This is a genomic window from Geobacter hydrogenophilus (assembly GCF_018501225.1).
Lineage (GTDB): Bacteria > Desulfobacterota > Desulfuromonadia > Geobacterales > Geobacteraceae > Geobacter > Geobacter hydrogenophilus.
The window spans coordinates 31,030-56,163 of record NZ_JAHCZI010000014.1; the positions used below are offsets into that span (position 1 = coordinate 31,030).

At 57.5% G+C, this 25,134-nt stretch carries 20 protein-coding genes; 9 read left to right on the forward strand and 11 right to left on the reverse strand.

Annotated elements, in window-relative coordinates; genetic code table 11:
* Positions 1–16: 16 nt before the first annotated feature.
* From KI811_RS16380 to KI811_RS16405, 6 genes are all read right to left on the reverse strand, one after another.
* Positions 17–1,420: an efflux RND transporter periplasmic adaptor subunit gene (locus tag KI811_RS16380; protein ID WP_214187546.1), complete on the reverse strand. Its 1,404-nt coding sequence runs from the start codon at positions 1,418–1,420 to the stop codon at positions 17–19.
* A 174-nt stretch (positions 1,421–1,594) separates the two neighbouring features.
* Entirely contained in the window at positions 1,595–2,875 is a 1,281-nt protein-coding gene (locus KI811_RS16385; protein ID WP_214187547.1) for a TolC family protein, read from the reverse strand.
* Between the two features lie 145 nt (positions 2,876–3,020).
* On the reverse strand, positions 3,021–3,686 hold the full coding sequence (locus KI811_RS16390; protein WP_214187548.1) for an ABC transporter ATP-binding protein: 666 nt from the start codon (positions 3,684–3,686) through the stop codon (positions 3,021–3,023).
* A gap of 13 nt (positions 3,687–3,699) precedes the next feature.
* Positions 3,700–4,860: an ABC transporter permease gene (locus tag KI811_RS16395; RefSeq protein WP_214187549.1), complete on the reverse strand. Its 1,161-nt coding sequence runs from the start codon at positions 4,858–4,860 to the stop codon at positions 3,700–3,702.
* Positions 4,861–4,884: 24 nt separating this feature from the next.
* Entirely contained in the window at positions 4,885–5,355 is a 471-nt protein-coding gene (locus KI811_RS16400) for a DUF2318 domain-containing protein (protein WP_281873912.1), read from the reverse strand.
* A 126-nt stretch (positions 5,356–5,481) separates the two neighbouring features.
* Entirely contained in the window at positions 5,482–5,913 is a 432-nt protein-coding gene (locus KI811_RS16405) for a heavy-metal-associated domain-containing protein (RefSeq protein WP_214187551.1), read from the reverse strand.
* Between the two features lie 939 nt (positions 5,914–6,852).
* On the opposite strand from KI811_RS16405, the gene KI811_RS16410 reads away from it, so the two are divergent.
* The 5 genes from KI811_RS16410 (at position 6,853) to KI811_RS16430 (ending at position 15,239) form a co-directional block, all read left to right on the forward strand.
* Entirely contained in the window at positions 6,853–7,098 is a 246-nt protein-coding gene (locus tag KI811_RS16410; protein WP_214187552.1) for a helix-turn-helix transcriptional regulator, read from the forward strand.
* Positions 7,092–8,405 (forward strand): type II toxin-antitoxin system HipA family toxin, encoded by a 1,314-nt coding sequence (locus tag KI811_RS16415; protein ID WP_214187553.1) that lies wholly within the window; start codon positions 7,092–7,094, stop codon positions 8,403–8,405. Before KI811_RS16410 ends, KI811_RS16415 begins: the two co-directional genes overlap by 7 nt.
* A 556-nt stretch (positions 8,406–8,961) precedes the next feature.
* Positions 8,962–9,495 carry a hypothetical protein gene (locus KI811_RS16420; RefSeq protein WP_214187554.1) on the forward strand — a complete coding sequence of 178 codons (534 nt, stop codon included), beginning with the start codon at positions 8,962–8,964 and terminating at the stop codon, positions 9,493–9,495.
* A gap of 15 nt (positions 9,496–9,510) precedes the next feature.
* Positions 9,511–12,015 carry a site-specific integrase gene (locus KI811_RS16425; RefSeq protein ID WP_214187555.1) on the forward strand — a complete coding sequence of 835 codons (2,505 nt, stop codon included), beginning with the start codon at positions 9,511–9,513 and terminating at the stop codon, positions 12,013–12,015.
* 2 nt (positions 12,016–12,017) lie between these two features.
* Positions 12,018–15,239: a site-specific integrase gene (locus tag KI811_RS16430; RefSeq protein ID WP_214187556.1), complete on the forward strand. Its 3,222-nt coding sequence runs from the start codon at positions 12,018–12,020 to the stop codon at positions 15,237–15,239.
* A gap of 113 nt (positions 15,240–15,352) precedes the next feature.
* Here the strand turns inward: KI811_RS16430 and KI811_RS16435 are convergent, their stop codons facing one another.
* Positions 15,353–16,225 carry a ParB/RepB/Spo0J family partition protein gene (locus KI811_RS16435; protein ID WP_214187557.1) on the reverse strand — a complete coding sequence of 291 codons (873 nt, stop codon included), beginning with the start codon at positions 16,223–16,225 and terminating at the stop codon, positions 15,353–15,355.
* A 514-nt stretch (positions 16,226–16,739) separates the two neighbouring features.
* Here KI811_RS16435 and KI811_RS16440 point away from each other — a divergent pair.
* The gene (locus KI811_RS16440; RefSeq protein ID WP_214187558.1) at positions 16,740–16,982 is read left to right on the forward strand and encodes an excisionase family DNA-binding protein; all 243 of its coding nucleotides are present in this window, start codon (positions 16,740–16,742) and stop codon (positions 16,980–16,982) included.
* On the opposite strand, the gene KI811_RS16445 is transcribed toward KI811_RS16440, so the two are convergent.
* The gene (locus KI811_RS16445) at positions 16,943–18,826 is read right to left on the reverse strand and encodes a chloride channel protein (protein WP_343213607.1); all 1,884 of its coding nucleotides are present in this window, start codon (positions 18,824–18,826) and stop codon (positions 16,943–16,945) included. The two genes, KI811_RS16440 and KI811_RS16445, sit on opposite strands and share 40 nt — an antisense overlap.
* A 275-nt stretch (positions 18,827–19,101) precedes the next feature.
* Between KI811_RS16445 and KI811_RS16450 the strand changes: the two genes are divergently transcribed.
* From KI811_RS16450 to KI811_RS16460, 3 genes are read left to right on the forward strand one after another with little or no spacing between them, the layout of a single operon-like run.
* Positions 19,102–20,046, forward strand: a complete 945-nt coding sequence (locus KI811_RS16450) for a mechanosensitive ion channel family protein (RefSeq protein WP_214187559.1) — start codon at positions 19,102–19,104, stop codon at positions 20,044–20,046.
* Positions 20,043–21,311, forward strand: coding sequence for a cation:proton antiporter (locus KI811_RS16455; RefSeq protein WP_214187560.1), 1,269 nt, complete (start codon positions 20,043–20,045; stop codon positions 21,309–21,311). The genes KI811_RS16450 and KI811_RS16455 overlap by 4 nt, the downstream gene beginning before the upstream one ends.
* A 3-nt stretch (positions 21,312–21,314) precedes the next feature.
* Positions 21,315–22,247, forward strand: a complete 933-nt coding sequence (locus KI811_RS16460; protein ID WP_214187561.1) for a cation diffusion facilitator family transporter — start codon at positions 21,315–21,317, stop codon at positions 22,245–22,247.
* 126 nt (positions 22,248–22,373) lie between these two features.
* Here KI811_RS16460 and KI811_RS16465 read toward each other — a convergent pair whose 3' ends face one another.
* The 3 genes from KI811_RS16465 to KI811_RS16470 all read right to left on the reverse strand — a co-directional run bounded on the left by KI811_RS16465 (position 22,374) and on the right by KI811_RS16470 (position 25,102).
* Positions 22,374–23,708 carry a mechanosensitive ion channel family protein gene (locus KI811_RS16465; RefSeq protein WP_214187562.1) on the reverse strand — a complete coding sequence of 445 codons (1,335 nt, stop codon included), beginning with the start codon at positions 23,706–23,708 and terminating at the stop codon, positions 22,374–22,376.
* A 451-nt stretch (positions 23,709–24,159) separates the two neighbouring features.
* A complete protein-coding gene (locus KI811_RS18825) occupies positions 24,160–24,285 on the reverse strand; it encodes a hypothetical protein (RefSeq protein WP_281415251.1) in 126 nt (41 codons plus the stop codon).
* Between the two features lie 10 nt (positions 24,286–24,295).
* Complete coding sequence (locus tag KI811_RS16470) at positions 24,296–25,102, reverse strand: glucose 1-dehydrogenase (protein WP_214187563.1); 807 nt, start codon at positions 25,100–25,102, stop codon at positions 24,296–24,298.
* Positions 25,103–25,134 lie beyond the last annotated feature (32 nt).

Consider the following 25,134-nt stretch of genomic DNA (forward strand, 5'->3'; position numbering starts at 1 on the left):
GCAATGCAGACATCATTCACATTTTCATGTCATCCATGCTCATTCCGCCATTCTTCTTGGGAGCCGCGGGAGCCCCATGTCCCTCATGTCCTCCCTGCGCGGGGGCGGCGCCTTTTTCTTCCTGCTTCATCCCCGGCATCCCTTCATGCCCGGCATGGCCGCCGCCGGTCCCCTTGAGCTGCGATTCGGAATCGATGAGGTACGCCCCGCTCGCCGCCACTTTCTCCCCCGCCTTTACCCCGGAGAGCACCTGGACCATCTCCCCCACCCGGGCTCCGACCTTCACCTCCCGGGGCTCGAACATTCCCGGTTTCATCTCCACCCACGCCACCTGGCGAGTGCCGGTATCCATTACCGCCCCCACCGGCACGGCCACGGCAGTGCCGAGCGGCACCTTGACCGACGCGTTCACGAACATGTCCGGCTTGAGCTTCAGGCCGGGGTTGGGAAGCTGGACCCTTACCTTGACCGTCCGGGTCTTCGGGTCGAGGAAGGGGTAGACGAACGCAACCCGGCCGGAGAAGGTTTTACCGGGATACGACTGGGAAACGATATCCACCCGCTGGCCGAGCTTTATGAAGGAGAACTCGTTTTCGTAGACCTCCACCTCAACCCAGACGGTAGAGAGATCGGCGATGTTGAAGAGGGGATCCCCCGTGTTCACGTACTGCCCTTCCACGGCGATCTTCTCGATCACCACGCCGGAGAGGGGGGTATAGATGGGGAGACGTATGTTGGGGTGTCCGGCCTTCTCCAGCCCTGCAATCTGGTGCTCCTTCACCCCCATGAGGAGGAGCCGCTGCCGGGCCGACGCCACGAGCCCCTCTCCCCCCTGGGAGATGGAGGAGATGGGCGAATCCTTGAGCCGGTCGCGGCTGCGGAGCGCCAGGAGGTATTCCTGCTGGGCGGAGACGAGGTCAGGCGAATAGACCTCGGCCACCGGCTTCCCCTTGGAGACGTAGGCGCCAACGGTGTTCACGTAGAGTCGGTCGATGCGGCCAGCCACCCACGCGGTTACCTTCGCCTGCCGGGACTGGTCGTACTGCACGATGCCGACGGCGTTCACCTCCTTGGTGAGAGGCATCGTCTTCGCCTCCACGGTGGCGACGTTGGCCATCACCTGCTGGGTGGGGGAGAGGGAGACGTGCTCCAGCATGGCCATCTCCTTGGTGTCTGCCGGAGCTCCTTCAACTTTCTTGATGAGCTCCATCCCGCAGATGGGGCAGGTGCCGGGTTTGTCCTTGATGATGAAGGGATGCATGGCGCAGGTGTAGAGCACCTTCCCCTGGGTGGCCTTTTGCCCCTGTTTTGCTCCTGTTGCGGTCTCCGTCTTCTGGTGCTGCCACAGGTAGTATCCTCCACCCACTGCGGCCAGGAGAATTACTGTCACCGGAACTGCAACCTTTGCGCTCAATTTCATGATCGTACCTCGCGGTTTATGGAGAATATTCAATGCATACCAATTGAGTAAGCTGCGCCTGTTGACCCCCCTGCTCGCTTGCTCGCTTCCCCCCTACAGGGTAGGGGGGATTGAGGGGGGTCCTTCCATGGTCTGACTTACCTGCTGACAAAACGCCGCTGTCGGGAATCCCCCTCACTCCTGCAAATCTTTGCCGACCAAGGCCTCAAGCTGGGCGAGGCGCATCTGGTACTCGGCCAGGGATTCGTAATAGTCACGCTCCAGGTTGAACAGGGTCAGCCGGTTGTCGAGGAGCGTGAGTAAGTCGACCTTGTTCACCCGGTAACCGATGGTGGCCGACTCCAGCGACTGTTCCGCCTGAGGAATAATGCCGGTGCGGTACAGCTTGGCGATCTTCTCCCGCTGTTCCAGTTGCGCCAGGTTGTCGGCTATACCAAGGTTGATGCTGTTTTGCAGGGCGTTCAGTTCCGCTGTCGCCATGGCTATTTCGGCGGTTGACTCCCGCACCATGGCATGGCGCCGCTCCCGCTGGACCGGGAGGTTGAAGGTGATGCCCGCGCTGTACATATCGTAGCCGCGCTCCATCTCGCTGATGGGGTCACGCTGCATATACTCCAGGGAGAGATTCACATCGGGGAAAAACTCCTTCTCCGCCAGACGATGCCCGGCTTCCCCCTTCTCGATAAGGGCGCGCTGACTCTTAAGGACCGGCCGGTTCTCCCCGGCCATGGCCCGAAGCTGTTCGGGAGACCAGGAGAAGGGCTTCAACTCAAAGTCGGAGATTTTTCCCACCGGCGTCTCGGCCGGGCGGTAGAGAAGAGTGTTCAGGGTCGCCTGGAGGGTCCTGCGCCGCTGCTCAAGAGTGATCTTCATGCTGAACATCTTCGAGCGCTCTGCCTGGGCCTTGAAGACGTCCTGCTGGGCACCCTGTCCCACGGAGTATTTCGTCTCGGCCAAGGTGATGAAGTCATCCATGATCCGGATGTTCTTCTCGATGATCTCCGACTCCTTGTCGGTCATGAAGATCTGGTAGTAGGTCTCCTTCACCATGCGCGCCAGTTCCAGCTTCCGCTCCTCAATCTGCCACCTGAGGGCGTCTGCCTCCCTTGATGCCACCTCGGCCTTCAGGTCACGCTTCCCCCAGAAAGGAAGTTGCTGTGAAATGCCGATCACCCGCTGGCTCATGGGGTCTCGTCGGGAGTTGAAGGGATCACGGATGAGATAGCTCTGCATCTTGAGCATGAGCATCGGATCCTCAAGGGCACCCGCCTGGGCCGCGCGATTGCGGAACATCTCCCAGCGGGCCTCCGACGCCTTCACCTCGGGGTTGTAAGCGAGGGCGGCCTCAACGAGTTTTGGCAAATTTTCGGATGGTTTCGTTTCCTCGGCCAGCACCCGGTAAGGGGCTGCCAGCAGGGCGAGGAGCATGAACCCGATTGCGAGACGTGATTTCATGGGGTCTCCTGGGGTGAAGTGATGACTGACCGTTTTCAGCATGCCATGTCATTCTCAAGAGTCAAACTGTCAATGTGGCGTAATAATCTAATCTTAATGCAAGTCTGAGGTCAGGGTTCCGTGGTCGGCCAAGGGCCGGCACCCCTCAGATCACCTTCCCGTCCCGGATATGGATCGTCCGGTCGGTGTATTGGCAGTTTTCCGGGTTGTGGGTCACCATCACCACGGTCTGCCCCTCGTCGTTGAGCTCCCGGAAAAGGGCCATGACCGCCTCGCTGTTGGCGCTGTCGAGGTTGCCGGTGGGCTCGTCGGCAAAGAGGATGTGGGGACGGTTCACGATGGCCCGGGCGATGGCGACCCGTTCCTGCTCGCCGCCGGAGAGCTGGTTCGGCAAGCGGTCCGCTTTGCCGCCGAGCCCGACCCGTTCCAGGGCCTGGAGAGCCGCCTCCCGCTTCTTCTCGCCCTTCATGGACGCGATGGTCAGGGGGAGCATGACGTTCTCCCGGGCCGTGAGATAGGGGATCAGGTGGAACGACTGGAAGACGAAACCGAAGTTCTCGGCCCGGTAATCGGCGAGTTGCTCCTCCCCGAGGGCGTAGAGGTCGGTCCCGTTGACCGTCACCTTCCCGCCGGTCGGATGGTTCATGCCGCCGAGAATGGAGAGAAGGGTGCTTTTTCCCGATCCCGACTGCCCCATGATGGTGATGAACTCGCCGGTTTCGATGCCGATGTCGACGCCGCGGAGCGCTTCAACCGTTTCGTCGCCGCAGGAGTAATGCTTGGTCAGATTGCTGATCTCGATGAGTGCCATGAGCTTCGTTCCTTTACAGTGCCCGCAGGGCTTCCGTGGGGTCCATGCGGCTGGCGTGGAGCGCCGGATAGAGGCTCGCCAGGAGCCCCACCGTCACGGCGAGGCCGATGGAGCCCGAAGCCACCAGTCCGTCCCAGACAAGCGCCGCGCTCTTGCTCTCGGCCATGAAGGGGAGGGCGATCCGGGCCGCCCCCATTCCCGACAGGTAGCCGAAGGCGCCGGCCAGCAGGCTCACGAGAGCCGCCTCCAGGAGGATGATCCGCATGATGTGGCTCTTTCGGAAACCGATGGCGCGGAAGACGCCGATCTCAGTGGTCCGCTCGTTGACGCTCCCCATCATGGTCACGAAGACGATGAGAGAGCCGATGAATATCACCACCCCGGCGACCCCGTAGGAGAAGCGCTTGAACTGGTCGAGGGTCTTGAGGCGCGACTCCACCACCTGCTGAATGGCGGTGACCTTCGCCTCCGGGAGCTTCTCGGCGATCTGCACGACCATGTCGCCGATGGGGCAGCCGGCGCAGAGCGCCGCCACTTCCACAAGGGAGATTTTTCCCTCCTTGCCGAGGAGCTTCTGGGCCTTCTTCAGGTGGGCGAAGACCAGCGAGTCGTCCTGGGAGCCGGTCTGCTCCAGGACTCCCGCCACCTTCAGGGACTCGCCACCGATGGTCACCGTATCGCCGGGCGACAGGTGGAGCGTGTCGGCGGTGGTGCTGCCGAGGAGGATTTCGTTCTCACCCTTCGGCTCATTGCCGAAGATCCGCCACCACTGCTTCATCTTGAGTTCTTCCGCGAAGTTCACCCCCACGAGGAGGACGTTCTTCTCCTTCAGTGTCGCCGCGCCGAGCACCTTGGGGGAGACGGCGAGGATGTTCCGGTTGTTCTTGATCTCCCGGATTTTCGCCAATTCCCCCTCGTGGATCTCCCGCTGGTCGAAGCTCACCTTGCCGAGGCTGATGCCGCCGTAGCTCATGGCCAGATCTTCGCTTCTGGGCATTATGAGGATGTTGGCCCCGAACTCGTCCATCTTGCGGCCGATGTCGTTGGACATGGATTCGGTGAGAGTCACGAGCGTGACGATGGTGGCGATGCCAACCATGAGGCCGATGGTGAGAAACGCCATCTTAGCCTTGCGCCGCCGCAGGTTGTTGAGTGATATGGAGTGAAGTTTCATGGTGTCGATGCCTCGCCGCTCCGGTTAGAAGTACCGCGCTCCCTGCTGGAGATCGGAAGCCTTCACGATGACGTTCCTGCCGTCGTTGGCCGCGGGAAGGTACGACGGATTGCAGCCGCCGACGGAGTGGGGACCGATCCGGTTGATTTGGAACTTCTTGCCGCAGTTCTTGCAGAGCATGGTGTCGCCATCCTGGATATACCCCTTCTTCTCCCGGAAGCAGACATCGCACGAATCAAAGGCGGTGTGGATCTGGCCGTCGCTTCCCTTCACCACGAGAAACCTGATCTCCTTGCCGCCATCGGTGTAGCGGTAGAAATGCGCGCTGCCGTCCGAAACCTTGGCCAGAGGAATCGACACCACGCCGTTCACTGACTTCACTTTCTCGACGCCGGACATGCCGGGGAAATTGAAGGCAAATACCGTTGCCACCCCAACCAATAGTGCCACCGCCACCAGAATCACCCATGTGAAGCTCTTCTTTGCTGCTTTCACGGTTACCTCCTCGCCCTTGGGCGTATTGATGGTTTCTATCGGTCTCTTTTCGTTTGCTCTGCTTTTCTTTCCCATGGTCAGTTCCTTTCTTAGATACCCGCCCACGCCACATCTTCACGAATCTGCCTAGTTAGCACTCCCGCAACCGCCGGAGCCGCCGCAGCCTCCCGTACCACAGCCTCCGGACCGGACCGCTTTCGCACCGAAATCCCGGCCCGAGACCCGCCGGAAATCGGCGAGTGACATCTGCTTCATGAGCCAGCTCTTAAATCCGGCCTTGCGGACCGCTCCGGCAAATGTCTCCGGATTGGCTGAGTTGGTATCGTACCCGACCAAGACCCACCCGCCATTGACATCCACCTCGACACCCGCCACGCCGTTCATCGGCCTGAGGGCCTTTTCTATCTTGCCGGCACAGCTGCCGCAGGTCATCCCGACGGTCTTGAGGGCCGCCACTGCGTTAGGGACCGGCGCAAGCCTGACGTTTAAGGCGAGGTACACGAGAAGCCCCACGGCACATGCCACAAGGATTCCGGTCCCTACAGTCCGTTTTCGCATCGTTAATGTTCTCATACTCTCTTCCCTTACACGTGCGGTGACTTGTGCAGCAAAGTACAAAAGGTAAGCCAATTAGATAAGCGCCCAAAATTACATAGAAATATGTAGAAGCTGACCGGTGTGGTAGATAAAAGTGAGGAATAATCCTCAGTACATGTTTGATATTCGACATGGTTGGTTAAATGCGAAAGGTTAGGCACTAAACGTTGATGATCACTGCTTCGAAGCAGAAGTGGTCCGCGAAAGAAAAAGGGGGCTGGTGAGCACGATTTGGGCACAGGTTTGACTAAACCATGCGTGAATTGCTCTGGAGATGTGATTTTGGCCTGAGTTGATTTGGGCTGTGATGTTGTAACTTGCTTAAGTTGCAATAAAAAACCGGCCAAGTTTCTTGACTTGGCCGGTTTTGATTTCTGGTGGGCGATACTGGGTTCGAACCAGTGACCCCTGCCGTGTGAAGGCAATTTGAGCGTCATGTCAGGACTGACAATAAATGGTGTAATGTGTTGTTATTGTATGGGAAAAAGACATTTGAGCGGTGCTGGTCAATGCCGGTTATGACCAGGATAAAACGGATGAGAGGGTGAGACTTGGGCACAGAATATTGGACGGGCAATTTAAGAAAAGTGAAAATTTCTGACCCCTGCCGGCGGCCTTAGCTGCAGTCGGGTGGGTGCGGAAGCGCTGTCAGTGGCATCAAGAATTGGTATTATAGTAGTGGGAAGACCGGTGGTCAACCGCGTTATTGAATCGTTTTAGAAGGAAAATGCCGCAGCTTTGGCTGCGAAAGAGAGACAGGCAGGGTGGAGTTTTGGTCGAGAAAATGGGTTACCAGGAGTGAATTTCTGATAAATATAATGATTGGACAATAAAAAGCTCGTATGCTATATGGACAATAATCTGTAATTATTCTTTACGTGCAATAATACGAGGTAGTTTATGTTCAGGCTCATCACATCAGCCCAATCCCTTGGCGCTATTCTCAGGGATGAGAGAAAAAAACAGGGGCTGACCCAGACCGCCCTGGGGAAGATGACGGGGGTAAACCAGACCACCATTTCGATGATCGAGAAGGGGAAGCCGTCGGTGCAGTTGCAGACGGTTCTGCTACTGCTGGCGGCCCTCAATCTGAATATTCTGGTCGGCCCCCGGGAGCAGGGGCAGTCGTCAGAGGATAGATGGTAACCGTGGCACGTCCCAGAACCCGCATACCGCTCATTATTTATATCAACGGCGAGAAGGTCGGCACTCTCTCCTTTTCCTCGACGGGCAAAATGCAGCTTGCCTATGCCCCTTCATGGCTCGAATCGGGAAACAGCCGGCCCCTGTCGCTGTCGCTCCCTCTCAGTCACCACCCGCTGCACGGCACAGTGGTCGAGCATTTCTTCGACAACCTTCTTCCGGACAATGACGCCATACGAAAGCGGATACAGACCAGGTTTGGCGCCGCCAGCGACCGGTGTTTCGACCTGTTGTGGCACATCGGGCGAGATTGTGTTGGGGCGGTCCAACTGTTGCCGGAACCTGAAAATCCTCCCGATATCAAGGCCATAACTGCAGAGCCGCTCACCGATGCCGAGATCGCCGAGACCCTCAGAAACTACCAAACGATGCCGCTGGGGATGCAAAGAAGCTCCGATTTTCGCATCTCCATTGCCGGTGCCCAGGAAAAAACCGCCCTGCTGTGGCATGACGGCCGCTGGTGCCGGCCCCATGGCGTTACGCCGACAACCCATATCTTTAAGCTGCCAATCGGGCAGACTCCCCGAATCGATCTCTCCGACAGCGTCGAGAACGAATGGCTGTGCCAACGCATCCTGACGGAATATGGCATGCCGGTCGCGCATGCCGAAATCTGCACATTCGAGGATATCAAGACCTTGGTTGTGGAGCGGTTTGACCGCCGGATATCAAAGGACGGCACCTGGATCATCCGCCTGCCGATGGAGGATATGTGTCAGGCCCTAGGAGTCCCGCCGGTGTTCAAGTATGAAGAGGACGGCGGGCCGGGCATCCGCATGATTATGGATCTGTTGCTCGGCTCCGGGAATGCCGTGGCAGACCGGAGACTGTTCATGAAAGCGCAGCTTCTGTTCTGGCTGCTGGGAGCCATTGACGGCCACGGGAAGAACTTCAGCATCTATCTGCTGCCGCGTGGCGCCTATCGCATGACGCCGCTCTATGACGTCATGTCCGCCTGGCCGATAGTGGCGAGGAAAGAACTCCACAAGCAGCAGATGAAAATGGCCATGTCCGTGGATGGCAAAAACAAGCACTATTACTGGGGCGAAATCCTGGAACGTCACTGGGCGAGCATGGCCCGCAAGGTACGTTTTCCCGAGGATGAGCTGGCCAGCATCACCAGAGAGCTCCTTGATCCGATGGAAGATATCATCAAACGTGTTGTCTCGTCGCTTCCGGCCGGTTTCCCGGCATCGGTCGCTGAACCGGTATTCAATGGCATGCTGGCTGCGAAATCCAGGTTCGGGTAAGTCATCAAGATCCTGACCATCATCGCCTGCAATGTACAATTGGCCTGCTCATTACACGGGTCTGGCGGTTCCTCCCAGAAAGATCCCCTGATCCCGAAAAGGGTCGAGCCGTTCGGCCACTATTCGGATCATCTCCCGATTATTCTGTATCGCAGTTACCATTCTTCTCCGGTTGAGCGATAATTTCGCTTCACCGCAGTTCCCGTTCCCGTGCCTTCCGTCTCGAATCGCATCTCTCGTGGTTTAATAAATCGTGGTTATATTCCATTCGCGATTCGCGAATGGCGCAAGCCTTTATTCGGTCTTGATGTGCGTGTGGCAGTAGGAGGTCACCTTTAACCTTTGGACAATTTCGCATGGTTGTATGGTCAGAGGTGGCAACGACGCGACGAAAAATGGAACTTCTGGGATGTCCTAAAGTTTTTTCTTCTTGTGCCGATATATCTAAATGTTCGAATAGTCAAGATAGTCGCTACAAAGGGAGCGTATGACACGTAAGCCTCGGGTTCCCAAGTCTACTGGTAAACCGGTCAAGCGCGAGTTACCGGCACTACAAATGATGCCGATCAGTTGCCTGAGGCTCAGAATCGAGCAGGAAGAGGGATTGCAAGTCAGTTTCGACGAGTCCCGTTACGCCATGCGAGACCTCAAAGAGATATCTTCTGAGGTTATTGCACTGCTACTGGAACTCCACCCTCTCGCTGTCACCAGAAAAGAGAAGCACTTTGAGGTGATTGCAGGGGCCCGCCTTTTCAAGATTGCGGCGTTCTGCCTTGATCCATCAGCCAAGATACCGGTGCTGGTTGTTGATAAGCGTTTCGCCAGCGAGAACAAGGATCTCCTGCGGTATCTCGACCTCGCAGTGGTGCCGCTTATCCACACTCTCCGGGGCAGTGCGCTCGAACTGTACCAGATTTTCAACGGGACAGGGCTGCGCAAGGAAGTGTGGTTGCCGCCACTTGATAAGTCGGCAATCTCATTCGCCAGGGCGTTGGGTGTGAAACCATCGGCACTTTCTTCTCCTGCTACAGACATCCAGAAGAAGAGGATGCGGGAAGTGTCCTCATCATCACCATCTGAAAAACCTTGAGCAGGAGCGTGCAACATGGGAATCGATCACTGGTCAGCACTCTCCAAGGTCCTGCCCTGCAAGGTCAGCCCCCGTTTCTACTGGGAACTCAGCCGATTCGTCAGCATTCCCGATCTTCACTCCTTCGCTCTCACCGCCTCCAACCTGATTACTATCCTTCCAATCGTTCAACGGATCGAGGAAATCAACCCGAAACCCGACCGGGAACTAATTGGCATGGCTTCCCACTGGATCTGGTACTGCAAACTGATGGTTGCTCATCAGGCAGAGATCGACGACGTAATACCGGGTTTTTGCGCACGTGGCAAAAACCGGCACACTCCTCCGCTCCTGGGACACTATGAATACCATCCCCTTGGGGTCGCCCTCTGGTGCTGTGTCGACTCACCTGAGCTCGGTGGGCGCTACCATCTCCTTCAAGCTTATCTCAGCATCGCTCTCCATAATATTCGACATTTGGAAGAAAAGAGACTCACCCATTGCAGCGAATCTACAAAATACAACGCGTGCAAGGTTGTCCGTCAACTGGCGCATCCCGAAAACCATGACCGGCTTGCCCGGCTGCCAGAAAAGATCCTGACTATTCATGCCTATTACAATGCGCTCGTGGCATTGGAAAGTGAACAGTCAATAAAGCGGTTTATTCATCCACTCAAGGTTCTGTTTGATCATGCGCTCAAGAGGAGGCGGGGTGTCGTCCGGGCGGCGAAGAAAACCACTCCGAAGCCGGCAAATTTCTATCGAACTAAACCTCTGAAAGAGACCCAGTCCCTCGAAGTGGTGCCCGAGGTGGGCGATAAAGGTGTCGGCGAGAAGGTGAGCATTCTTTCTCACCAGGGAGTGAGCGACGAAGTTCTCGAAAAGCAGTGCGACGCCTGGTGCACTCCGGAAGAGTTCAATGCTTCGCAGGAGAAGGGGCTTCTCGAGTGTACTGGCAGTGACCCGTCAGGGGGATTGACGTTCCGGCAGCAGAGAATGAAGATGCAAATGGCCGCAGCAGCCATCGCCATGCACAACCAGCGGCTGTCGTGCGATTGGGAGCGTTTGACGTCTCACGAGGTATCAGCATTCCTGCAAGGAATTTCCTCGCTCACTACTTCCACAGTCTCTTATGGGGGGATTCCGGCTCTGGAGCTTGCGGCTTTCCTTGCCGTAACCTTCTGGACTTCATCGAACATTGAGCGGGCGTTCCGCTGCCGTTTCATTACTAAGGGGGACTTGCCCAAAGGTTCGTTGCACTGTCTGGCGCTGCCGGGCAAGACGCTGCAGTGGCTCATTACGCCTCCCGTCCCGCCCCTTAAAACGAAGATAACCGAGGCCGCCCGCAGACAGGTTCTTGGGACAGTCCCCACCCTGACACTTGAGGTCCCCGGGCATGCAGAACTGATCTTAGAGGAATATCATGCCAGCAGTGCTATTTCTGGACGGAACGGCCAGCCCAGGCTTTTCAATCGATCAGTCGAATCGTATGAGTTGGGGGCGGAAGAGTTTTTCAAGGTTCTCCGCCATCAATGCGGCGGGAGACAGACGCTACAACGGGTCTCCATGTACCTCCATGATGCGCTCTCACGAGTAAAGGGCTCGGATATTACCCTTGCGATGGCGGTATCCGATAGGGAGGATGTCCTCGGCCGCGTTCCCCTCCATTACACTGCCTTGTCCGTTCACCGGATCCAGGAGGTCTACGGCGGCATCTGCACCGGGATCGCTGATGGGGCGGGTGTTCCTGCCGTCGAGAAGACCGGGGTTTCGAATGGAAATGAGCAGCAGTATGTCGGCAGTACGTTGGTCCCTGCCCGCGACACAGTCGTAAATTTGGTTGCTGAATTGCGTCACCGCCTTGATGTCGCGCGTTGCGAGGCTGCTGAAAGCGAGCAGAAGCTGATACGGCTGCACAACGTCCTGACAGTCTATACGATCATGCTGGTCGCATCTGCCACCGGATATCGGGAAGTGTCGGATCCGCTTTTTCAACGAGCCGAAATAGATCGGGCAACCGGCTTTGCCGTCATTTCGGACAAGGACGGCGACGACCTGTACAACGCGCGGATCGTGTGGCTTCCGCCTGTCTGCATCGATCAGCTCGACCACTACCGGAAACACCTCTCTCTCCTCGAAACGCGACTTTTCACCATGAACCAAGACCTGTTCTTTTTGGTTCGTCGAAAGGCCGTGGGGGGACGCAGACCTTTACGGGAAAACCCCTCATTCATGTACCTGGACAAGAATCAAAATGGTCTGCCGCTTCAGCCACGAATTCTCAAGTCCCTCGTGGGAAAAATAAACTACCACCTGAAGGTCAGCGCTGGCCGCCATTTCCTTCGTACCAACCTGCTTGATCAAGGATGTTCCGTTGAGGTTGTGAATGCTTTTCTCGGGCACTGGGAGAGGGGACTTGAGCCGTGGGGAAACCATTCCGGGCTCTCCCCCCTGGACTACCGGAACGAACTCAATCGCTTCCTGGTTCCGCTTCTCGAGGATCTCGGATGGAAGGCTGAAAGCGGGCTAGTCGAGGACTGACGATGGAGGGTGCTCACAAAATATGGCTCAGACGACTCGGCAAGAGACCCGACAAAGGCAACGCCGGCAAACAGGAGATCTATGACGTAAAGTATGCGTTCCTCGATCGTCTCAAGGAGGTAAATCCGGAAATTTTCGCCGGTGAATATGGTGCGACACTTTCACGTCACGAGCTCGAAAACCTTCTCGAAAAGTTCAAGACGAAGTCAGGTCTGTTGCATGCCAGTCTTCGAACATTCGTTTCGCGCACACTGAGTAAAGGCAAAGAGAAACTTGGCTGGCAGGTAAGCATCCCTTCGATTCTGTTTGACCTGCCGAGGGAGAAAGCACGATTTACTCCTGAGAGTTTCCTGAATATTCAGAAGATTCGCAGGGTCGAGCAGGCCATGTTGTCGGTACGCGACGAGAATCCTCCCGGGGCACTGAAACTGAGGGTGGGGCAGTTGCTCCTGTCTGCGGTGGTTTTTGGTGGTCTCGTTCATCGCGAGTGGTTGCACCCGTGGATTTCGGCGCTTTTCGAGCGGGTTCGTATTGGCGAAGGGATGCTGTGGCTCGATATGGAGCTTGTCTGGCAGTACGAGCGCGAGGCATCTGACAGCAACGACGGAAAGAAACAGCGGAGCCATGAACAGCGCATTGTACGGCAACGCCGCTGGATCGCGGACCCAGTAACCAGATTTCTTATTTCACGATCTCTTCCGTTCTTACGTGAAAACAAAGACGCATCAAAGTCGCTTCCGAATGCCTCGGATATTCTTCAGGCCTATTTCCGAACCTTGAATATCAATGCCAATGATTTACCAAATAATCTGCAAGAGTTCCTTGCCGCAGCTCGGACTCGCATCGGTCTCCATGTGCCAGGTTACCTCGCCTCGTTTGCCGAGGGTCATTTGATGTCGGTTTCTGTTCCGCCAGCTACGTGGACTCGCCTGTGTGAATCGAGAGCGGTTCCGGTAAGCCGTGGTGACGAATCCAATGATGACGGCGTTGCTGAAGTGGTAAAGAAAGTCACGTGGAGCGGTGAAGACGAGACGTCCGCCGATCAAGGGAAGATCCTCCGTCGCCTTAAGAGGGTTGTCTCAGCAGAAGGCAAGAGTGCCGCACAGTGCGAGCAAGAAATTTCCGGGATTATTGCCCAGCAGAGAGGACGCCTCTTTCCGATACTCGGGTATCTCGCATCATGGTCGCTATATCATCTGTCACGCAAAAAGGGAAACTCGCCTTCAACGGTAGACCGCTATCTGGGCGCGGTGGCCGATAAGCTGCTAGTTGTCTGCGGTGCCGAGGATATCCTCGAGTGGTCCCCGGGGGAGTTCATCGAAAGCTACGGGCGGGTGATTGAACTGGTCAAGGAAGAGTCTGAGAAAGGGTTCACCCGTGATACCCTCGGGCGCTTCCATCGCTTTCTTGTGCAGATGTACCACGTCCATCCCGTTGGTGACGGTTTTTTCCGTGGCCGTTCCGCGCCGGCCGAAGTGAGTGTCGATGCGAATCTGGTGTCACAGCGGGAATTCGATCTCGTCAAGGAGGTGCTTGGATTCCGCGAAGCGGTTTCTTTCCTGTCGGGAGACAAGAATGCACCGGTTTCATGGGCAGGGCAGTTTCCGGAAGCAGGCAAGTCGGGGTTGTCGCGGCGCGCCTTGGTCTGCCTCCTTACCGCGATTATCGGATTTAGGTGCGGTCTTCGGCGCAGTGAGGTTCGTTACCTCAGGCTGATCGATGTGCATGATGACGGTCGAGCCGAACTTATCGTCCGTCCGACGCGGGCACGTAAATTGAAGTCGCTCAGCGCCACCCGCCGCATCCCCCTCCGCGTTCTCTTGCAGCCGGATGAACTCAGGCTGCTCTTGTCCTGGAAAGCATGCCGGTTGCGTGAAGAAAAAAAGGTCGAGCAGAGGACCCTTCTTTTCTCTGCCTCAGGTCTGCCGACCACTCCAATGCCGGAAGCAATGGTGTTTCCCATAATTCGCGAGGCACTTGCCATGGTAACGGGTGACGCTACGCTTCGCTATCACCATCTGAGGCATTCGTTTACAACCTGGCTCCTTGTTCGGGTGACCGGAAAAAGCACCGGACTGCGCGAGGAAGCGCCTTTCCTCGACCACCAGGAATTTGACGACGACAGCGTTTCCACTATCCGTGAGCAGCTTATGGGTAATGAACCCCTTGGCCGCAAAGGGACTTATCTGGTGGCAGCTCTCTGTGGGCACGCAGAGGTTGGCACGACGTTCGAAAGCTATGTCCATCTTAGCGACTGGCTTCTTTGCCGGGAGCTCTCCCGAGGGGAGATCCTTCCCGTTGTGTCGCCTGATGCTGCTGCCCGACTGACGGGGATGTCCCGGGCCTTGGCCTACCGGTACACACGGAAGGATACTGCCGGGAAGGTGCTGTTTGACTGGGAAAGTGGTTTTACTGGAGCAATTGGCAAGCTCGGAAGATATCGGGACCCCCTGGTCAGCCAGGCGACCGATCCTATCCTGAATCGGATTGTTGTGGAGGATGAAGTCGATCATCAGATTCCGCTCTGGATGACGGTGCCAAAAGTACTCCATATGTCTCAAGTCGGGAAATGGTCCGTAGACGAGATTTGTGGGAAGCTCGAACTGAAACGGGAAGCTGTAGAACAGTGGATCGAGAATGCAAGACGTATCAGCGTAATGCAAACGAAGACTCACAACTTTCGGCACGTGCAGATCGAAATTTCCGGTCAAGGGGTACAGCAAAGGAAGATCAAGCGGAAGACGAACAATGACATCTTTCCATCGCCCCTGGTTTATGACCATGATCTGCGTGTCGCGACTGAAATCCTCTCGACATTCGAGAAGCTTTCCGGCAGTGAACGGAGATGCATATTCGACATGCTCGACTATTTCCTTGAGAAGTTCTCCGTTCAGTCCGGCATGGTATGCTTTCATGAGATAGCCAAGGCTCGACGTTATGTGGACGCACTTCGCATGCTCGGCATCGGCAAGCGTATGATAAGACTGATCGACTGTCGCGGGAATGATTCTTCACCGAAGGCGACCCGTGAGCGTCGGAGAAGTTGGCAGAAGGAACTCGACCTCGAGGCGCGCAACTGGCAGACCAGTCACAAAAAATGGGGGAGGGGGGTGCCACCTGGAACCGTCGGGATCCAGGTGGTCACCAAGGTCAAGGAGAAGGTGCACGTCAGCTATGGGTTTCGCTACGCCATCTACATGATCGCGATAGCCTATTGGAATTAGGCTGTTCGAGTTTATTGCCGCAAGCAGTTTCACCGGCGCGGACAAAAGACCGAGCTTGGGCGTGGCACCCGACGCAACGGAACAGAAACAACTTCGGTGCACCGAAGTATTGCCTATTTGTTAATTGAATCATATAGTTTTGCCAGTTTCTCCATGGTTTTTCTGATCTCGTCTTTGACAGGCTGTAGTTCACTCTCCTTCAGACTATCGGCGGACATCTTTGCGACGCTCTCGGAGATGCTTCGGAAGAACTTTGCTGTTGGCTTCATGCGTTGGCGACGGTTCGTTGATGTTCTGACCGTCTTTCCGTCTTTGATGGCCCGGAATGCTTTGATTTTTGTTTCTGGCGTTCCCTTGATCCGGGCAATCTTGAGCAGTTTTTCCCGTGAGACCCTCGGATCGGCGCGGCATTCATCGCGTATTTCCGCTGGCAGATCAGCCACGGACAGGATTTCCGATATCGTGGATGCGGCTTTGCCCAGGGTAGCGGCCAAGGCTTCCTGGGAGTACCCCTTCTGAAGCATCAGTTCCTTGACTGCTTCGGCTTCTTCGACAGCGGTGAGATCTTTTCTGAAGAGGTTCTCGATCAGATTGAGTTCCAGTGGGTCACCGTTTACGATCAGCACTGTGATCTTTGGCAGGCCGGTCCTTTCTGCGGCTTTCAACCTGATGAGTCCTGACGCAAGAATTAGCTCTCCGTGCTGGTTGACGGTACAGGTGATGGGGGCAACGAGTCCCCGGCTCTCGATTGAGTGGATAAGGGATTCAAGATGTTCCTGATCGATATGCTTGCGGGGATAGTCACGAGCGATGGTTATCAGCTCGCAGGCAATTTCGTAAAGCCCACCGGTTTCGAACCTTTCTCTTGTTTCCATGATTGGCGGAGACGCTGTTGGGGTTTCCACCCCTTGCCAATCCCTCAACTCAGGGAGGTCGTAAAGACTCATCTGTTGCTCTTTGGCATTCCGCTTCTTCTGTCTAGACATGTGTTAGTTCCTTTCTGAGGTGCGGCTCTGAGGCTCATCACCCATAAAAAAAGTGGTTCGTGCACGGTATAGATGTGCTTGATGGCAACGGTTACGTGTTTGCGTTTCAATTGAGGCGTGTTTGGAATGAGGTGCTTGGGGAGGAGTGTTGTGATATTTATCTAAATGCGACGTATTATGACGCAACTTAGAATTATCATGCTTGAGCAGGCTCTTGCTGACTGGCTGTTATGGAAATTGCGCGAAATGTCCTGCGACCGAGTGGTGGCCACCTTATGGAAGTGGTTGCCAAGCCGTTCTGGTAACGGTGGAAGATATGGTGGCGGTTCTCAGTGGGCACCCTGGCTAATACTGCCGTATTTCAATAGGTTGACGTTGTCTTGCGGCAAGATGTGTAGGTAAGTATATGCTTTGATGAATATGTAAATTGCTTTTTTTGGGGGGGTGTATGCGAATTATCCATGCTTCGAGCTGGCACTTGGGCCACTCTGTATCTATCCATTAAGCAATTGACATGGTCGAGATTGAAGATCCTTGGCTATCTGTAGACGGAATATGCAAATACCTTGGTGTCAGTGGTGACACTGTACATCGCTGGATTAACCGATTCGGCATTCCTGCTCACCGAAAGGCGCGTCTCTGGAAGTTCAAAAAAGAGAGATGTTGTTGGGGAGGGGAAACCTTCCCCCTTTTTGTGGGACGATGGAGGCAGATTGATTATGCCCGGAAGGTTCGTTCGACGATCGCCCGGTTATAGGCGGCAATGGCCTCCCGGCGGGACAGGATACCGATGACCCTTCCGCCCGGGCCGGGATCGACGACCGGCAATTCGTCGAAGGGGCTCAGCTCCATCTTCCCGAGGGCGTCGGCGAGGCTTTCGTTCCCCGTTACGGTGATAACGTCGGCGGTGGCCATTTCCCTGAGGGGAACCTTATCGAGGATGTCCGGCTCAAAGGCGACGCCGAGAAAATCGTGGATGGTGACGACGCCGGTCAGACCGCCGCCGGAGTTGACCAACGGGAAGGTGTGCTGACGGGGGGTATGGGCACGCCGCAGGAACTGGCGGATGGTCAACGACTCGGGAAGAACTTCCGCGTCGTGCATCATAACCCCCCGCACCGGAATTCTCGCCAGTACTCTCTGCTCCCGCCCGGCCCGCAGGTCGATCCCCCGGGCTGCCAGATCGGCGGTGTCGATGCCGTCTTTGCGGAAGTGGCGGGCTACGGCGGTGCCGATGGCGCAGGCGAGCATGATGGGGATGATGACCTTGTAGGAGCCGGTGATCTCAAAGAGCAGAAAGATGCCGGTCATGGGGGCATGGGTAACCGAGGCGAGAAATGCCCCCATCCCAACCAGGGCATAGGCACCCGGCGTCGCCGTGTGGAGCGGAAAGAGGATGTTCGCCAGAAAACCGAAGCTCATGCCGGTCACAGACCCTATGAAGAGCGACGGGGCAAAGGTTCCCCCCGGCAGCCCCGACCCGAGGGTGACACAGGTGGCGACTATCTTTCCGACGATGAGGAGCGTGACGAGGAGCCATCCCGCGTCGTTTCCGACGGCCTTCTCGATGAACCCGTAGCCGTTCCCCTGGACCTGGGGGAGTAATACCCCGACGCACCCAGCGAGAAAGCCCCCAAGTAGGGGTTTCCAGAGGGGATTCACCCGGAGCTGGTCGAAAAACGCCCGGGCTTTTCCGTAGCCGGTTATGAAGAGGGCCGCGAGGCAACCGCACACGATGCCGAGCATGGCGTACAGGGCCAGTTCCAGGGGGTGGACCAGCTGGTAAGCCGGCACGTCAAAGGCGGGTATGTCGCCGTACATGGCCCGGGAGACGACAGTGGCCATGCCGGACGAGATGACGATGCTCGTGAAGGAGGAGAGCTCGAAGCTGGAGAGGAGGACAATCTCGTGGGCAAAGAAGACGCCGGCAAGGGGAGCGTTGAAGGTGGCGGCAACTCCTCCGGAGACCCCGCAGCCGATAAGGACCTTGAGCCGCTCCTCCGGCATGCCGAGCAGATGCCCCACCACGGAGCCGGCCGTGCCGCCGATCTGGGCGATGGGGCCTTCCTGCCCAGCCGAGCCGCCGGAGCCGATGGTGAGGGCCGACGAAATCCCCCTGGTGAACATGAGCCTGAGCGGCAGCCGTCCCCCCCTCAGGTTGACTCTCTCCAGGAACCGGGGGAAACCGAAGGCCATGTCCTCCTTGTACCTGATGAAGAAGGGGAGCATGAAGGCCGCGCCGATAACGGGGAAGGCGATGGCCCAGAGCCGGTTAACGTCCCAGGTGTCGGGAGAGTAGCCGGTTAGCCGCCCACCGTTGTCGATGATGAGCCAGCGGAAAAAATCGATGCACGAGCGGAAGGCGTAGTTGCAGAGTCCCGCCACGAAACCGATACCCACGGCCAGGACTGCCATGAGGGTGTTTTCGCTGACCCGCAGTCGGGAAAGGAGGGAAAAGACCCCCCGCCGCAGCCGGACGAACCGGCGAAGCAGGTGGAGATCGTGGATCAGGACCAGCGGCGTGGACCAGCGTGGAGGTCTTCGATAGCGTTGGCGCTTCATCTGCAAGGCATCACCATTATGGCATCGCACAGGGTTCACGGCCTCCGGGGAAGCCGTGTCGCGGGGCGCGACTGGTTTGATGAGAATTGTTTGTATTCAAAGTATATACTACCGCATTTGCGAAGCCCGCAACAATTTCTTCGTTTCGGATTGTCGATTTTTTTGTGCCACCAACTTTTCCTATGAGTCTACGAGAACTGGTCGCCCGAAGCGGGTTGGCCTGGAATTCCACTCCCGGTGCTCTATACTTGAAACCAGCCCGTCATGCGGACGTCCTGCAAACGGCTTCATTTCCATAGATGGGAAGAAAAACCATGAGACTTCTCACCGAATGGCTGGAGAAAACGACCGGCATCCCGGCAGAGCTGTATGAAAAGCTCATTACCTCGCTGACCGGCATCTCGGTTCTCTGGCTGCTCCGCTGGCTGATCCTGAAGATGGTGTGGCGGCGCACGGAGAGTTTCCGGGTGCGCTACCAGTGGCGGAAACTCTCCAATTACGTGGCGGTCGCATTCGCGGTTCTCTTGCTCGGGCGGGTCTGGTTCGAGGAGTTTCAGTCGGTCGCCACCTTCCTTGGCCTCCTGTCGGCAGGGGTGGCGATTGCCCTGAAGGATCCGCTGGTGAACGTGGCAGGCTGGCTTTTCATTCTCTGGCGGCGCCCCTTTGACGTGGGGGACCGGATCCAGATCGGCGGCCATGCGGGGGACGTGATCGATCTGCGGGTTTTCCAGTTCACCCTCATGGAGATCGGCAACTGGGTCCATGCGGACCAGAGCACCGGGAGGATCGTGCACGTCCCGAACGGCAAGGTGTTCGTCGACCCCCAGATCAATTACACGCGGGGATGGTTCGATTACATCTGGAACGAGATCGCCGTCCTCGTGACCTTCGAGAGCGACTGGAAGGGAGCGAAGGAAATCCTGCGGAAGATTGCGACCGAGCATGCGGCCGATCTGACCGGCGACGCCGAACGGAAGATGGAACTGTCGTCGCGGGAGTTCATGATCTTCCCTCCCACGCTCACGCCGACGGTCTATACGTCCGTGGAGGAGAGCGGCGTTCTCCTGACTCTCCGGTACCTCTGTGAACCGCGCCGGCGGCGCGAGAGCACCCAGGAGATATGGGAGGCCATCCTGGAGCGGTTCGCCGAGCGCACCACTATCGATTTCGCCTATCCCACCCGGCGGTACTACGACAATGTCACCGAGGGGAAAAGCGTCGCCCGGGCGGCCCCCCCCGGGCGGACGGAACCATCATGAGCCTGTTCGAGATCATTGCCATTCTGATGGTCCTCACCGCGTTTTTCGGCTACGTGAACTATCTGACCATCCGCCTCCCGACCACCATCGGCGTCATGCTCATTTCCATGGTCTTCTCCCTCGGGATCGCCGCCATGGGGCTGTTCGGGCTGGAGACCGTCCAACGCCACGCGATGACCGTCCTGGGAGGGATCGATCTCAACGAGGCCCTACTTCACGGCATGCTCTCGTTTCTCCTCTTCGCCGGGGCACTCCATATCCGGTTCGACGACCTGGCCGACCAGAAATGGTCCATCACCCTCCTCTCCACGGTTGGGGTGATCGTCTCCACCTTCATCGTCGGCGGCCTTGCCTGGCTCGTCCTCAAGGGCCTCAGTGTCCAGATTCCGTTCATCCACTGCCTCCTGTTCGGGGCACTGATCTCTCCCACCGACCCGGTGGCGGTGCTCGGCATCATCAAGCACGCCCGGGTCCCCAAGAGCCTGGAGACTAAGATCGCCGGCGAATCCCTCTTCAACGACGGTATCGGTGTCGTCGTCTTCATGATCATCCTGGAACTGACCCGGGGAACCGCCAACGTCACCGCCGGAAGAGTAGCGATAATCTTCCTGGAGGAAGCGGTCGGCGGCGCCCTCATCGGTCTCGCCGCCGGGTACCTCGTCTACCGGATGCTCCGGCACGTCGACAGCTACCAGGTCGAGATCATCATCACCCTGGCCCTTTCCATGGGTTGTTTCGCCCTGGCGGACCGCCTCCATGCCTCCGGCCCGATCGCCGTCGTGGTGGCGGGACTGGTCATCGGCAACCGAGGTCGCTCCCACGCCATGTCAGACATGACCCGGGAGCACCTGGACCCCTTCTGGGAGCTGGTGGACGAGATCCTCAACGCCCTCCTCTTCGTGCTGATCGGCCTGGAGGTCCAGGTCATGACCTTTGCCCCCGCTTACCTGGCCGCGGGGCTGCTGGCGATCGGGATCGCACTCCTGGCGCGCTGGGCGAGCGTGATGGGGACGATTTCACTTATGAGACTCTTCCGATCCTTCAGCCGCGGCGCGGTCCGCATCCTGACCTGGGGAGGGCTGCGCGGGGGCATTTCGGTGGCGCTGGCGCTCTCCCTTCCGAGTGGAGCGGAGCGCAACGTGATCCTCGCCATGACCTATATCATCGTCGTTTTCTCGATCCTCGTCCAGGGACTCACCCTCGGTAAACTGGTGGAACGGATCTATCCGGAAATTCGCAACAACGGAAACGGCACCGGCGGGTGAACCATGGCGACGTCTCCCCAGAAGGCCATCCATGCCGCGCTCGCCGCGAATCTCCTCATCGCCGTGACCAAGTTCGTGGCAGCCCAGCTCTCCGGGAGCTCCGCGATGCTCGCCGAAGGGATCCACTCCCTGGCCGACACATCCAATGAGCTTCTCCTTCTCTACGGGAGACGGCGCGCGCTGCTCCCCCCCGACGAGCAGTTTCCGTTCGGCCACGGGAAGGAGGTCTACTTCTGGAGTTTCGTGGTGGCGATCCTCGTCTTCGCCGTCGGGGCGGGGTCTTCCATCTATCAGGGGATAGACCACCTCATGGCCCCCCATCCCATCCGGCATTCGAGTGTCAATTATGTGGTGCTCGCGCTGGCCGCGGTTTTCGAGGGTGGCAGCTGGTACGTCTCGTTGCGGGAGTTCAGCAGGACCAAGGGAAAGCGTGGCTACTTCGCCGCAGTCCACCGAGCCAAGGATCCCTCGATTTTCGTCGTCCTACTGGAAGATTCGGCCGCTCTTCTTGGCCTCGGCACCGCCCTTGCCGGCATCGTCCTCAGCCACCTCACTGGCAATTCCATGTACGACGCTTCCGCCTCCGTCATCATCGGCCTGATTCTCGGGGTGACCGCCAGTATCCTCGCCGCCGAGACCAAGAGCCTCCTGATCGGCGAGAGCGCCAACCGCGAGGTGGTCGAGGGAATCCGGGAGATTGTGCGCTCCGCGGAGGGGATAAAGCACCTGAACGAAATCCTCACCTTGCACATGGGGCCGGAGTTCATCCTCGTGAATCTGAGCGTCGAGTTCGACGACTCGGCCTCGGCGGATGACATCGAGGCGATCGTCGCCGGAATTGACACGAGGATCAAGCGTGCCTACCCCCACGTCAAACGCATCTTCGTGGAAGCCGAGGCCCGGCGGGCCAAGGTGAAGGCGAGCGACATTCCGTAACGGCGCAGAACGCAACGAGAACAATACGGGGCAATATTGAACGCCGGTTATGCAAAATAAACAGGGTCAAAATTGCATGCCAAATTGCATGCCGGTTAAGACATTGGGGGTCTGGAGCTGCTCACCTTATTCCGTGAGCAGATTTATCCCTTCCTCTGGAGTCCTGCATTTGCGGGCCTGGTCCCGCAGCTGTCGGTCTTCGCTCGCCAACTCTCCTTCGGCTTGGCCGGAGACCGCTTCGGAGCCAGCCATCGGCGGGGGTGGAGTCTTCTCCACCTCGGACGTCCTTGTGCCAGGGGCAGTTTCGAGCATGCGAACCGGAACCCCTTCGGGAAACAGGACCTCTCTGGCATCATCGGGCATCGAAATCCCCTGCTCCTCGAAGCTTCGCTTCACCAGACGAATCAAGGAGGACTTGACCTTGAGCCCATTGAAGGCCGAGCCGTCATACCAGAAGTAGGCTTTCAGGTTGACCGTGGACGATCCAAGCCGATCGACCAGAACCAGTGATTCCGGGTCATTGAGCACCGCAGGGTGGCTATTGAGAACCTCAAGGGCCAGCGTCTGGGCGGCAGAGGTGTCGTTCTCGTAGCCGATTCCTACTTCGAAGACCTCCCGCCGGTTTGGGTTGGCGGTATAGTTGCGTATGATGCTCTTGTAAACCGTCGCGTTGGGGATTTGGACGTGATTGCCGTCTGGGTTCATCAGTACCGTTCCCCGGGTGGTCACCCGTTGCACGACACCGGTATGTCCGGCGATCTCTACTAGATCGTCTATGCGGAAAGGGTTACGGATACTGATCAGGATGCTGGCGAGGTAGTTTTCTAGAATGTCGCGAAAAGCAATCCCCGCCACCAGGCCGGCCAGTCCCGTGCCGCCGAGAACGGTGGCGGCGAGGCGGGAAAGCCCAGCGACCTGCAGGACCAGATAGCAACCGATCAGCAACACAATGATACTCAGAACCCGTACCGTCACATCGCGCAGTAGCGGGTTCAACCGCCGGCCGAGAGCGCGGCGCGTCCCATGGGCCATTAACCCGGTGACTACTCCGACCAGAATCAGGACCAGCAGACCGAGGCCGAGCCGCGGCAAACTTTGGAGGCCTCGCTTCCAAAGAGCCTGTAACTCCACCAACGCCGGGGACAAATCCCATAGGGATTTTTCGGCAACCCGAATCCGGTTGACCACTGCCACCACGTCGCGGGTTTTCCCGGCCAACTCTCCGGCCCAGGCCCGATAATCGACCGACTCGGTCACCCCGTCGAGAAAGACCACACCCTCGTCGACCTCGACGGCGATCTCAGTAAACCAGCCAGTGGCCTTCAAAATGCTGGTCAGGCGCCGGTCGATGGCCTGGTCGCTGGAGACCGGCTGCACCTCAATCCGTTCGGCCACCTGATGTCCCTGGCCGGCAAGGATGCTGGACTGGGCCTCGCCGCCAGAGTCCTGCTGTCCCCTCACGGGAACGGTTGGACTTCCGATGAAAAGCGCGCCCCACCAAGCTAGCAGCAGGATTCGAAGCCCACGGCGGCGATCGATCCGGGTTTGACTCATCGGTAAATTCATGGTGATGACCTCTCTCAGAAGTCTCCGGTCAGACTGAAGTGTTTTTTTCAGGGTTTGAAAATAGCTGAATAGCGATCTAGAACATACGGATCATGTTGAAAGCCCTGTTCACGCTATGCTCGAAGGTGCCCGACAAGGTGATGACCACCTGTTTGTTACCTGACATAGGTTCGCTCCCGACTCCCTTGCCTGCGGTTTTGGGCCTTCAATTCTTTCAGTGTCGCTTCAAGTTTTTCCCAATAAAGTTCCTTGTCCTCCATGGGAGTTCTCATGTTATTCAGACAGGAAAGCTTTTTGATGCCGTAAGCATCATATCGAACTCCTTCAAATCCTCAACTCCTCACCCCTAATCCGTCCGCCCGTTGTAGCGAACTGCTTCATGGGCCGCCATGGGGATTACCTCTTGCCCCCGCGGGGTGCAGTCGATGATCGGCACATGGTCCAGTTTTATGCTCTGGTCCCAAATCTGCATCGCATCATAGTCATCCCCCCGTGCGAAAACCGGGATAAAGAAGCATGCCTCCGTCGATAAACAACGTGGTGCCGGTAACATAGTCGGCCGCATCAGAAGCCAGCCAGGCCACTGCCGGGCCGATATCGTCGGGTTCCCCGATGCGTCCATAGGGAATCAGCTTGCGCAGATCCTCCGCCGCACTCTCATCCTCCCAGGCATCGCGGTTGATGTCGGTCTTGATCGCGCCGGGAGCCACGGCATTGACCCGGATCTTTTTCGGCGCAAGTTCCTGGGCGATGCTCTTCATCAGCAGCATTAGCCCCCCCTTGCTCGCAGCGTAGTTGGCGTGCCCAGTCCAAGGGATGACCTGATGCACCGAACTGGTAAAGATGATCTTGCCGAGGGCCCGCGAAAGACCCGAGGGCTGCCGCAGAAACTCCCGAACGGCACCACGCGCGCAGAGAAAAGCCCCGGTCAGATTGACATCAATAACCTGGCTCCACTGCTCCAGACTCATCTGCGCGAAGACTGAGTCGGCCTGGACGCCGGCATTGCTGACGAGAATGTCGATGCGCCCGAAGCGCTCGGTGATGGCGTCGTACATGCGCTCCACGTCCTGTTCGACGCTGACATCGGCCTGCACGCTGAAAGAACGAACTCTCGTTTCTCCGACGATTTGGTCGACCAACTTGGCAGCAAGTTCGGGCTGGTCGCGATAATTCACGGCAACATCGGCACCGGCAGCGGCGAGTGCCAGGGCGCAGGCCCGACCGATGCCTGTGGCGGCGCCTGTAACGAGAGCGACCTGTCCCTGAAGAGATAGATTGTCATTCATCGTTTCCTCCCGAGTGAATCGCCAAAAGGAAG

Coding starts and splice junctions, on each gene's coding strand:
- KI811_RS16430 (WP_214187556.1), top strand. CDS start 12,018: ATGGAGGGTGCTCACAAAATATGGCTCAGACGACTCGGCAAGAGACCC.
- KI811_RS16410 (WP_214187552.1), top strand. CDS start 6,853: ATGTTCAGGCTCATCACATCAGCCCAATCCCTTGGCGCTATTCTCAGG.
- KI811_RS16380 (WP_214187546.1), bottom strand. CDS start 1,420: ATGAAATTGAGCGCAAAGGTTGCAGTTCCGGTGACAGTAATTCTCCTG.
- KI811_RS18825 (WP_281415251.1), bottom strand. CDS start 24,285: ATGCAGATTTGGGACCAGAGCATAAAACTGGACCATGTGCCGATCATC.
- KI811_RS16460 (WP_214187561.1), top strand. CDS start 21,315: ATGGCGACGTCTCCCCAGAAGGCCATCCATGCCGCGCTCGCCGCGAAT.
- KI811_RS16435 (WP_214187557.1), bottom strand. CDS start 16,225: ATGTCTAGACAGAAGAAGCGGAATGCCAAAGAGCAACAGATGAGTCTT.
- KI811_RS16415 (WP_214187553.1), top strand. CDS start 7,092: ATGGTAACCGTGGCACGTCCCAGAACCCGCATACCGCTCATTATTTAT.
- KI811_RS16440 (WP_214187558.1), top strand. CDS start 16,740: ATGGTCGAGATTGAAGATCCTTGGCTATCTGTAGACGGAATATGCAAA.
- KI811_RS16470 (WP_214187563.1), bottom strand. CDS start 25,102: ATGAATGACAATCTATCTCTTCAGGGACAGGTCGCTCTCGTTACAGGC.
- KI811_RS16385 (WP_214187547.1), bottom strand. CDS start 2,875: ATGAAATCACGTCTCGCAATCGGGTTCATGCTCCTCGCCCTGCTGGCA.
- KI811_RS16450 (WP_214187559.1), top strand. CDS start 19,102: ATGAGACTTCTCACCGAATGGCTGGAGAAAACGACCGGCATCCCGGCA.
- KI811_RS16455 (WP_214187560.1), top strand. CDS start 20,043: ATGAGCCTGTTCGAGATCATTGCCATTCTGATGGTCCTCACCGCGTTT.
- KI811_RS16405 (WP_214187551.1), bottom strand. CDS start 5,913: ATGCGAAAACGGACTGTAGGGACCGGAATCCTTGTGGCATGTGCCGTG.
- KI811_RS16420 (WP_214187554.1), top strand. CDS start 8,962: ATGATGCCGATCAGTTGCCTGAGGCTCAGAATCGAGCAGGAAGAGGGA.
- KI811_RS16425 (WP_214187555.1), top strand. CDS start 9,511: ATGGGAATCGATCACTGGTCAGCACTCTCCAAGGTCCTGCCCTGCAAG.
- KI811_RS16395 (WP_214187549.1), bottom strand. CDS start 4,860: ATGAAACTTCACTCCATATCACTCAACAACCTGCGGCGGCGCAAGGCT.
- KI811_RS16390 (WP_214187548.1), bottom strand. CDS start 3,686: ATGGCACTCATCGAGATCAGCAATCTGACCAAGCATTACTCCTGCGGC.